Below are 10675 nucleotides of genomic sequence, written 5' to 3'. Positions count from 1 at the left end.
TGGGGCGGCTGGTGGTTCTGGGATCCTGTCGAAAACGCCTCGCTGATGCCCTGGCTGATGGGCACGGCCTTGCTCCATTCGGCTCTGGTCCTGGAAAAGCGGGGCGCCCTGATCAGCTGGACCATCCTGCTGGCGATCATGACCTTCTCGCTGAGCATGATCGGCACCTTCCTTGTGCGGTCGGGGGTTCTGACCAGCGTCCATGCCTTTGCGGTGGATCCCGAGCGTGGGGCCTACATCCTGGTCTTCATCCTCATCGCCACCGGTTCTGCGCTGGGTCTCTACGCCTGGCGGGCGCCGGCGATGCGGACCGGGGCCATGTTTTCGCCGCTGTCGCGCGAGGCCGGGATCACCCTGAACAACCTGTTCCTGCTGGCGGCCACCGCGACGGTGTTCCTTGGCACCTTCTATCCGGTGTTCATCGACGTCCTGAGCGGCGACAAGATTTCGGTGGGCCCGCCGTACTATAATCTGACCTTCGTGCCGCTGTTCATTCCGTTGCTGGTGCTGGTTGCGTTCGGGCCGATGCTGAACTGGAAGCGCGATACCGCACGCGCTGTGCTGATGCGGCTGCGCTGGCCGATCGGCGTCTCGGTCGTCGCGGCGGCCGCAGGGGTCGCGGTGTTCGGGATCGCCGACGTCGGGGCCGCGCTGGGGATTGCACTGGGTGTCTGGCTGATCGTGGCGGCCTTCATGCTGCTGGCGCGACGTTGGGGGATCGGCCGGAAGGGCGCCGAAACCGGGCGGCTGATCCGCACCACGCCGCTGGCCTTCTGGGCGGTGGCGGTCGCACACGCCGGGCTTGGCGTCACCACGATCGGCGTCACGGCGATCACGGCCTGGACGGACAGCGAGGTCGTGACCATGAACCCGGGCCAGACCATCGAGTTCGCTGGTCGACAGATCACGCTGGATGCGCTGGGGCCGGGCAGGGGCCCGAACTATCAGGCGGATCAGGCGCGCTTCCGTGTCGAGGGCAGGGGGCAGCCGTTCCTGATGGTGTCGGAGAAGCGCTTCTATCCGTCCAGTCAGACCCAGACGACCGAGGCGGGCATCCGCGGCGAGGCGATGGGCAATCTCTATATTTCCGTGGGTGAGAGCGCGACGCCCGGAGCGGCGACGGTCCGGCTCTGGTGGCATCCGCTGGTCGGCTGGATCTGGGGCGGGACCATGATCATGGCCTTCGGCGGCGTGCTGTCGCTGTCGGACCGGCGGACGCGGCTGGCCATGCCCGCCCGCAAGGCGGCGCCGGTCAAGGCCACGGAGGCGGCGACATGAGACGGCTGGCCTTCATCGTTCCGATCCTGCTGTTCCTGATGGTCGCCGCGGCCCTCGGTCTGGGTCTGCGCCGCGATCCCAGTATCCTGCCGTCCATGTTGATCGACCGGCCGATCCCGACCTTCGATCTGCCGGGCCTGACGCCCGAGGACACCGTGGGGCTGGCGTCCACGGATTTCACCGGCAAGCCGGTGCTGCTCAACGTCTTCGCCTCCTGGTGCGTCGCCTGCGTCATCGAGCATCCGATGCTGCTGCGGCTCCAGGCGCAGGGCGTGACCATTCACGGACTGGACTGGAAGGATGAGCCCTCGGCCGGTGCGGAATGGCTGGCGCAGCGGGGCAATCCCTACACCCTGATCGGGTCGGACCCGAACGGCCGCACCGGCATCGATTTCGGCGTCACGGGCGCCCCCGAGACCTTCGTCATCGACGGCCATGGTCGGGTTCGCTACCGCCACGTCGGTCCGATCACGCCGGAGGTCTGGACTGAGACCCTGCAGCCCATGATGGACCGGCTGGAGCGCGAGACATGAGACGCTTCGTCCTCGGACTGTTCTGCGCCCTGCTGGTCGCCGGACCCGTCGCGGCGGTCCTGCCGGAGGAGCAACTGACTGACCCGGCGCTTGAGGCAAGGGCGCGGGAGATCAGTCAGGAACTGCGCTGCGTCGTCTGCCAGAACCAGTCGATCGACGACTCCGACGCCCCGCTCGCCGCCGACCTGAGGGCTATCGTGCGCGAGCGGCTGACCGCCGGAGACACCAATGAAGAGGTGATGGCCTATATCGTCGCCCGTTACGGCAATTTCGTGCTGCTCAAGCCGCCGCTCGATGTGCAGACCATCCTGCTGTGGAGCGCGCCCCTGCTGGTGCTGATCCCCGGAGGGTTGGGGCTGGCCCTGTATCTGCGCCGTCGCAACCGGACCGGCGCGGCCGATCCCACCCCCTTGTCGGCCGAGGAGCGAAGTGCGCTCGCCGGCATACTGAAAGTCGATGACGCGTCATGATCCTCTGGATTGTCCTGACCCTGATGATCGCCCTGGCCGTGGTCGGCCTGGCCATACCGCTGATCCGGCCGGGCGGAGTTCTGGACCGGCGGACGACCTCCGCAGAGGTGCTGAAGGCGCAGCTGGCCGATCTGGACCGTCAGGCCGAGGCCGGAACAGCGCCGCCCGAGGACATCGCGGCCCTGCGTCTGGAGGTCGAGCGCCGGGCGCTGGCTGAAGGGGTGGAGACCAAGCCGACCGGCCGGCCGTTGGGCGAAAAGGCCCTGATCCGGCTGGCGCTGGGACTGGCGGCCGTCGTCGCCCTGGGCGGCGCCGGGCTTTACGCCCTGCTGGGCCGGCCCGATCTTCCGGGCGCCGGAGCGCGCAGCACAGCCATGGCGGCGACCCCGGCTGATGCGGCGCATGACGGCACGGACGTCCAGGCCATGATCGTCCAGCTGGAGACCCAGCTTCGCCAGACGCCCGAAGATGTCGACGGCTGGCGGATGCTCGGCTGGTCCTATTTCCAGACGGGCCGGTTCGCCGAGGCGGCCGAGGCCTATGGCCGGGCGGCGACGCTGGAGCCGACCAACGCCGAGCATTTCTCGGCCCAGGGCGAGGCGCTGGTGCAGGCCGGGGGAGGGCAGGTGACACCGCCCGCTCTGACGGCCTTCCGGGGTGCCCTGCGCGCCGACCCGCAGGACCCCCGCGCGCGCTATTTCGTGGCCGTGGAGATGGATCAGCGCGGCGAGCGGGAAGCGGCGATGACGGCCTGGATCGACCTGATCAACTCCGCCCCGCCGGGCGCGCCCTGGGCAGCCGAGGTCCGGGCCTTTGTCGAGGATCTGGCGCGCGAGCGGGGACAGAACATTTCGGGCCGTCTGCGTCCGGCGCCAGCGGGAGCACCCGCCGCGGCAGCGGTCCCGCCCGGCATTCCGGGTCCGACAGCGGCCCAGATCGCGGAGGCCCAGAATATGGCCCCGGCCGATCAGCAGGCCATGATCCAGGGCATGGTCAGCGGCCTTGAAGAGCGGCTCAGGGCGTCGCCCCGCGATCGCGACGGCTGGGTGCGGCTGATGCGGGCCCGGATGGTGCTGGGCGACAGCGCGGCGGCGACGACCGCGTATCGCAACGGGATGAGGGCCTTTGCCGACTCGCCGACCGAGCAGGCCGCCCTGACCGAGGCGGCGCGGGGCCTTCGCGTGCCGGGCGCCTGATCGAGCGGACTATCGCGAGGCGCGACCTCGCGTGACAAGAAACAGCGTTCCGGTTCAAGGTGCCGCGCGAGTGGGGGCCGGGCGTAATGACCGAGGCATCGTTACAGGACGCGATCCTGTCTGCGGTCAGCCAGCCGCTGGTCGCCGGCGCAATTGCGGCCGGCGCCGCCCTCATCGCGCTCTTCGCCCTGCTGGGCCGCCGTCGGCGTCCGTCCGCGACCGTCCGACCGGCCGCTGCGTCTGAACCCGCCGATCCAGTACCGCATTCCCCCTCCGCACCGCCCGTCGCCGTGACGGTCGCCGCTCCCGTATTGGAAAAGACGATGACCAAGGCCTCGGATCTGTTTGTCGCCTGTCTGGAGGAGGAGGGCTGCGAATATGTCTTCGGCGTTCCCGGCGAGGAGAACCTCGACTTCCTCGACAGCCTGTCGCGCAGCAGCAAAATCAAGCTCATCCTGACCCGGCATGAGCAGGGGGCCGGCTTCATGGCGGCCACCTACGGACGGCACACGGGCAAGGCCGGGGTCTGTCTGGCGACCCTGGGGCCCGGCGCGACCAATCTGGTGACCGCCGCGGCCTACGCCCAGCTGGGCGGGATGCCGATGCTGATGATCACCGGCCAGAAGCCGATCAAGTCGTCGAAACAGGGCCGGTTCCAGATTCTCGACGTCGTCGACATGATGCGGCCGATCACCAAATTCACCCACCAGCTGGCCTCGGCCGACAACATCCCGGCGAGGGTGCGCGAGGCGGTGCGGCTGGCCCAGGAGGAGAAGCCGGGCGCGACCCATCTGGAGTTCCCGGAGGACATTGCCCACGAACAGACGACGTCGCCGGTCATCGTCGCCAGCCAGGTCCGGCGCCCCGTGGCCGACGACAAGTCGATCCGCATAGCCGTCGACCGTATCGCCCGGGCGAAGTCGCCGCTGCTGATCATCGGCGCCGGCGCCAACCGCAAGCTGACCAGCCGGATGCTGACCGAACTCGTTGAAAAGACCGGTATTCCCTACATCACCACCCAGCTGGGCAAGGGGGTGATCGACGAGCGGAACCCGAAATACCTGGGCTGCGCGGCGCTGTCCTCCGGCGACTTCGTGCACCGGGTCATCGAGGCCGCGGACGTCATCATCAACGTCGGCCATGACGTGATCGAGAAGCCGCCCTTCTTCATGAAGCCGGGCGGCTGCGACGTCATCCATATCGGCTTCCGCACGGCCGAGGTCGATCCGGTCTATTTCCCGCAGATCGAGGTGGTCGGGGATATCGCCAACGCCATCTGGCAGATCAAGGAGAGCCTGTCGGCCCAGCCGCACTGGAGCTTCGATCCCATGGTCCGGGCGCACCGGGCGGAGCTGGATCACACTGCGGCGGCCGTTGGCGACCTGCGCTGCCCGGTCTATCCGCAGTACCTCGTGGACCAGGTCCGCAAGGTGATGCCGTCGGACGGAATCCTGTGCCTCGACAATGGCGTCTACAAGATCTGGTTCACGCGCAGCTATCCGGCCCACATGCCCAATACTTTCCTGGTCGACAATGCGCTGGCAACCATGGGGGCGGGCCTGCCGTCTGCGATGGCGTCGAGCATGGTCTTCCCCGACCGCAAGGTCATGGCCGTCTGCGGCGACGGCGGCTTCATGATGAACAGCCAGGAGTTGGAGACCGCCGTCAGGCTGAAGTTGAACCTCGTGGTGCTGATCCTGAACGACAACAGCTACGGCATGATCCGCTGGAAACAGGCCAATATGAGTTTCCAGGACTGGGGCCTGACCTATGGCAACCCCGACTTCGTCAAATACGCCGAGAGCTACGGGGCCCAAGGGCATCGGGTGACCTCGGCAGAGAGTATGCCGGCCCTGTTGAAACAGTGCCTTGATACGCCGGGGGTTCATGTGGTCGAGGTGCCCATCGACTACGCCGACAATGATCGCATCCTCAACAAGGATGTCCGCGAACTCAGCGCGGCCTTGCCGGTTTAATCTCCAGTCCCCCCGCCGGAGCCGTCCCATGCCGTCCCTGAAAGCCTCCTATCCGCTCTACCTGGCCAATGAGGCGATCTCGCCCAACCAGGAACTGGAGGTGACCGACAAGTATTCGGGCAAGGTGGCGACGCGCGTGGCAATGGCTGACGCCACGATGATCGACCGTGCCATCGGCGAGGCGGTCAAGGCGACGGAGCCCATGGCCCGGATGGCGGCCTATGAGCGGCAGGCGGTGCTGGCCCACTGCGTCAAACGCTTTCAGGAGCGGGCCGACGAACTGGCCTACGCCCTGTGCATCGAGGCCGGGAAGCCGATCAAGGATTCGCGCGGCGAGGTGACCCGGCTGATCGACACCTTCCGCATCGCGGCGGAGGAGTCGGTGCGCATGACCGGCGAGGTCCAGCCGCTGGACATCTCGGCCCGCGCCCGGGGTTATCAGGGGATGTGGAAGCGGGTGCCGATCGGGCCGTGTTCCTTCATCTCCCCGTTCAACTTCCCGCTCAACCTGGCGGCGCACAAGATCGCGCCGGCGCTGGCGGTCGGCTGCCCGTTCGTGATGAAGCCGGCTTCGCGCACGCCGCTGGGCGCGCTGATCATCGGCGAGGTGCTGGCCGAGACCGATCTCCCGAAGGGGGCCTTCTCCATCCTGCCGGCGACGCGCGACGGCTCGGACCTGTTCACCACCGATGATCGCCTCAAGCTGCTGTCCTTCACCGGCTCGCCCGAGGTGGGCTGGGCGCTGAAGGCGAAGTCCGGCAAGAAGAAGGTGGTGCTCGAACTGGGCGGAAATGCCGCCGTTATCGTCGACAGCGACAGCGATCTGGAGGACGCCGCCGAGCGGATCATCTTCGGCGCCTTCTACCAGTCGGGCCAGTCCTGCATCGGAGTGCAGCGCATCCTGATCCACGACGACATCTTTGGTCCGATGCGCGACCTGCTGGTGAAGAAGGCGAAGGCCCTGATCTGCGGCGATCCGCGTGAGGAGACCACCTTCATCGGTCCGATGATCGACGAGAAGGAGGCGAGCCGGCTCGAGGCCTGGATCAATGAGGCCCGCGCCGCCGGAGCGACCGTTCTGTGCGGCGGCAACCGCACTGGCGCCATGCTGGACGCGACCCTGCTGGAAGGCGTCGGGCGCGGCCTGAAGATCCGGGAGGAGGAGGCCTTCGGCCCGGTCGCCATCCTGTCCCGCTTCGCGGATTTCGAGGCGGCCCTCGCGGAGGTGAACGATTCCAGGTTCGGCCTGCAGGCGGGCATCTTCAGCCGCGACATCCACAAGGCCATGCGGGCCTGGGACGTGCTGGAGGTCGGCGGCATCCTGATCGGCGACGTGCCCAGCTATCGTGTCGACAACATGCCGTATGGCGGAGTGAAGGACTCCGGGCTCGGCCGCGAGGGCGTGAAATTCGCCATGGAGGACATGACCGAAATCCGCAATCTGGTCATCCGCCAGCGGCCGGTGGAAAGCGCCCCGGCGTCCGCGCCGCACGCCGCGGAGCCGGCGCCGGTCCAGCCCTCGCCGCCGCCGCCCGGCCGCACGGGCTGGTTCGGACGGAAGACCTGAGCGCGGCGGCTTCCGTCGCAAGCGACGCTCAGAAGCATGAACTCTTTGTCACGCGGCGGCAGGTTGTGACGCCCGTCCGGCTGGGCCATGGTTCACCGAACCGGGTGGGATCCCCTGAGGAGAATTGCATGCGTATCCGTATGATGTTGGCCGGCGTGGCAGCGGCGGGCCTGATGGCGTTTCCGGCGATGGCCCAGGAAGGCCAGTATGCGCCGCAACTGACCCGGATCATCGATGAGGCCGCCCAGGGAACCTGCCTCGCCGCCCTGATGGCTCAGTCCCTGCTGGACGCCTGCAACGCCCAGATCGCCGGAATGTCGCCCGCACTCCAGGCGCTCGGAGCGATCGAGACCATGACCTTTGTCAGCGCCCAGGACACGCCCGATGGCAAGGTAGAGACCTATAGCGTCAAGTTCGCCAGCGGTCAGACGATGAACTGGTTCATCGGCCAGGAGCGCGACGGCAAGTTCACCGTCGTCGGCGCCGGGGGCTAGGGTATTGGTCGCAGGCGCAGCGGCGGGACTTTTTCTGGCCGGACTGATCGGGATCGCGGCGAGTCCGCAGACACCCCCGATCTTCAATCCCGGCGCGCCCGGCGCTCCGTCGCGCGTGATCAGCGCCGCGGAGGCGGCCGCACTCGGCCGCACCAGCTTTACGGCCGACGACGTCGCCTTCATGCAGCACATGATCGTCCACCACGCCCAGGCGGTGGAGATGGTCGAATTTCTGCAGACGCGGGGAACCCACCCGACCGTGCGGCGACTGGGCCAGCGGATTGCGCAAAGTCAGGAGGCCGAGATCGCCCTGATGCGCGGCTGGTTGTCCGATCGCGGCCTTCCGCTGGAGATGCCGGACATGGGCGGCGGTCACGCCGGTATGGATCATTCGGCCCATGCGGGCCACGCCATGCCGCCTTCCGATACGCCGATCATGCCCGGCATGCTGTCGCCGGCGCAGATGCAGGCGCTCGCGGCCGCGAGCGGGCCGGCTTTTGACCGCCTGTTTCTCGAAGGCATGATCCGCCACCATCAGGGCGCGCTCGATATGGTCGACGCCCTGATGGCCCAGCCGGGCGCAGCGGAAGATACAATGCTGTCCGACTTCACCACCTCCGTCGTGGGCGACCAGTCGGCGGAAATTCTGCGCATGCAGTCCCTTTTGTCTGACCTCTGAACCCCTTCCCGAAGGAGCGGCCATGAACGTTCGCAGCACCCTGCTTTCCACCGTCGCCGTTCTCGGCGTCCTGCTGGGGGCCAACGGAGCCCTGGCGCAGGCAACGGGACCAGGCGATGTCCAAGTGATCCGGGCCGACGGCCGCAGCACCCTGTCGCCCGGTCTCGCCGACGCCGGCCAGCTGGCGTCCGGGATGGTTCTGGAGCACTCCGTCGGCATGGCCCCGGGGTTCGCGGACCCTGACATCGGCTTCTCGCCGCCGACCAGCCGGGAAGAGGGCGAGGCGATGATGGCCCGGGCGAACGGCAATCCCAATTTCAGTCCGCTGGGCAGGGCCAACACAGACCTCGCGATGTCGAATGGCCGCCTGTTCGTCGGCAATTTCAACGGCTTCAATGCCTACGATGTCTCCGGTGACGGCGCGCCGCGGCTGGTCATGTCGGTGGTTTGCCCCGGTGGCCAGGGCGACGTCTCGGTCCACGGCGACCTGTTGTTCATGTCGGTCGAGGAGAACCGTGGCCGTTTGAACTGCGGCTCCGCGACGAACGAGGATGACGTGACCAGCCAGCGGTTCCGCGGCCTGCGCATCTTTGACATCAGCGACCTCAACGCGCCGCGCCAGATCGCCGCCGTCCAGACCTGCCGCGGATCGCATACCCACACGCTGGTCCCGCATCCGACGGACGCCAATGTCCTCTATGTCTACAACTCGGGCACGGCGGACGTGCGCGGCGCGGCGGAGCTGTCCATCTGCACTGACGGCCAGCCGGATCAGAACCCCGAGACCGCCCTGTTCTCGATCGATGTGATCAAGGTGGAACTGGACCGGCCGCAGGATGCCGCGATCGTCAACCGCCCGCGCATCTTCGCCGACAGCCAGACCGGCCGTGTCGCCGGTCTGTGGCGCGGCGGCCGGGCCGGAATCGCGACCCAGAACACCGCCCAGACCAACCAGTGCCACGACATCACCGTCTTCCCCGAAATCGGGCTGGCGGCCGGCGCGTGCAGCGGCAACGGCATCCTGCTGGACATCTCCGATCCGGAAAATCCGCGCCGGACCTCGGACATCTTCGATCCGGACATGGCCTATTGGCACTCGGCCACCTTCAACAACGCCGGCGACAAGGTCGTCTTCACCGATGAGTGGGGCGGCGGCATCGGCGCCCGTTGCCAGGCCACGAACCCCGCGACCTGGGGCGCCAATATGGTCGCGACCATCGAGAACCGGACGCTCGCGGGCAAGAGCTTCCACAAGCTGCCGAGCGCCCAGGGCGCGACCGAGAACTGCGTCGCTCACAACGGGACGATCATTCCGGTCCCGGGCCGCGACCTGATGGTCCAGGCCTGGTACCAGGGCGGCGTCTCGATCATGGACTTCACCGATCCCGCCAGGCCGGTCGAGATCGCCTACTTTGATCGCGGTCCGATCGATGCCAACCGCCTGTATGTCGGTGGGTCGTGGTCGGCCTACTGGCTCAACGGCCGGATCTATTCGAGCGAGATCGTTCGCGGCCTCGACGTGCTGCGCCTGGTTCCGAGCGAACATCTGTCCGCGGCCGAGATCGCCGCGGCCGAGGCCGTGACGGCGGCGACGGTCAATCCCCAGACCCAGACGCGCATCACCTGGGCCGACAGCCCCGACGTGGCGGGCGCCTATCTCGACCAACTCGGCCGGGCAGGCGGCATTGAGGCGGAACTCGCCACGCAGGTCCGGGCCGGGATAGATCAATGGCGTCGGGGCGGCCGCACCGACCGACGTGGTTCGGCGGAACTCGCCCGGGTTCTCAATGAGGCTTCGGGCAAGGCGACGGGGCTCAACAAGACGCGGTTGAAGGCGCTGGCGGACCTGTTCGAGCGCCGGGGCCGCTAGGAGGCGGACCGAGCGAAGGCGGGTTGCTTCACAGGGTGCTGTCAGTCCAACGACAACCCGTCTCCGCCCGGGGCAGGCAGGGCCCGGGAACCCATCCCTGCGCCGCGAGCGTCTCCAACCAGCTCGGCTGGCCCTACCGCCACGCCATTTTGGCCGACAGAGCCTCGGGATGCCTTGAAGGCCCTGCCTTCGATCGACGGGATGCGGTCGACCTGACTTGCCGGCGCATGCCCGGTTTCGTGGACGACGGCCGGAGCGGGCTAATCGTCATGGCCGCTGACGACCCCGTATTCGCCGCGTTCATGAATAATGTTGGCGCGACCGACAAGAAGGTCGTCAACCCTGCCGATGCGCTGCACATCCTTATCCTTGTAGGGCAGGGAATGCAGGATGTAGCGCATCGCGTTGAGCCGGGCGCGCTTCTTGTCATCTGACTTCACCACCGTCCACGGGCTGTCGGCGGTATCGGTGTGGAAGAACATCGCTTCCTTGGCCTTGGTATAGTCATCCCACTTGTCGAGCGAGGCCAGGTCGATCGGCGACAGCTTCCACTGTTTGAGCGGGTGTACCTCGCGTTCCTTGAAGCGGCGACGCTGCTCCTTGCGACTGACC

At 67.5% G+C, this 10675-nt stretch carries 9 protein-coding genes and 1 pseudogene; 9 read left to right on the top strand and 1 reads right to left on the bottom strand.

Features of this window, described 5'->3' with window-relative positions:
* The 9 genes from B3E43_RS12450 to B3E43_RS12410 all read left to right on the top strand — a co-directional run.
* Positions 1-1278, top strand: a 1278-nt coding sequence (locus B3E43_RS12450; RefSeq protein WP_292029977.1) for a heme lyase CcmF/NrfE family subunit, incomplete at its 5' end; no start/stop codon positions are given.
* Positions 1275-1811 (top strand): DsbE family thiol:disulfide interchange protein, encoded by a 537-nt coding sequence (locus tag B3E43_RS12445; RefSeq protein ID WP_292029974.1) that lies wholly within the window; start codon positions 1275-1277, stop codon positions 1809-1811. The genes B3E43_RS12450 and B3E43_RS12445, both read left to right, overlap by 4 nt.
* The gene (locus B3E43_RS12440; protein WP_292029973.1) at positions 1808-2281 is read left to right on the top strand and encodes a cytochrome c-type biogenesis protein; all 474 of its coding nucleotides are present in this window, start codon (positions 1808-1810) and stop codon (positions 2279-2281) included. The genes B3E43_RS12445 and B3E43_RS12440 overlap by 4 nt, the downstream gene beginning before the upstream one ends.
* Complete coding sequence (gene ccmI / locus B3E43_RS12435; RefSeq protein ID WP_292029971.1) at positions 2278-3477, top strand: c-type cytochrome biogenesis protein CcmI; 1200 nt, start codon at positions 2278-2280, stop codon at positions 3475-3477. Before B3E43_RS12440 ends, ccmI begins: the two co-directional genes overlap by 4 nt.
* An 86-nt stretch (positions 3478-3563) precedes the next feature.
* Entirely contained in the window at positions 3564-5453 is a 1890-nt protein-coding gene (locus B3E43_RS12430; RefSeq protein WP_292029969.1) for an acetolactate synthase large subunit, read from the top strand.
* Positions 5454-5481: 28 nt separating this feature from the next.
* The gene (locus tag B3E43_RS12425) at positions 5482-7020 is read left to right on the top strand and encodes an aldehyde dehydrogenase family protein (RefSeq protein WP_292029967.1); all 1539 of its coding nucleotides are present in this window, start codon (positions 5482-5484) and stop codon (positions 7018-7020) included.
* Positions 7021-7148: 128 nt separating this feature from the next.
* Positions 7149-7514 carry a hypothetical protein gene (locus B3E43_RS12420; RefSeq protein ID WP_292029965.1) on the top strand — a complete coding sequence of 122 codons (366 nt, stop codon included), beginning with the start codon at positions 7149-7151 and terminating at the stop codon, positions 7512-7514.
* Between the two features lie 4 nt (positions 7515-7518).
* Complete coding sequence (locus B3E43_RS12415; protein ID WP_292029962.1) at positions 7519-8193, top strand: DUF305 domain-containing protein; 675 nt, start codon at positions 7519-7521, stop codon at positions 8191-8193.
* Between the two features lie 22 nt (positions 8194-8215).
* Entirely contained in the window at positions 8216-10063 is a 1848-nt protein-coding gene (locus tag B3E43_RS12410; protein ID WP_292029960.1) for an LVIVD repeat-containing protein, read from the top strand.
* Between the two features lie 260 nt (positions 10064-10323).
* On the opposite strand, the pseudogene B3E43_RS12405 reads toward B3E43_RS12410, so the two are convergent.
* Positions 10324-10675: pseudogene (locus B3E43_RS12405) on the bottom strand (hypothetical protein); the annotation flags it as partial.

The organism is Brevundimonas sp. UBA2416, from assembly GCF_002343105.1.
Classification (GTDB): Bacteria; Pseudomonadota; Alphaproteobacteria; order Caulobacterales; family Caulobacteraceae; genus Brevundimonas.
Note: the sequence above shows the minus strand (reverse complement) of the source record. Positions and strands in the feature narration are given on the sequence as shown.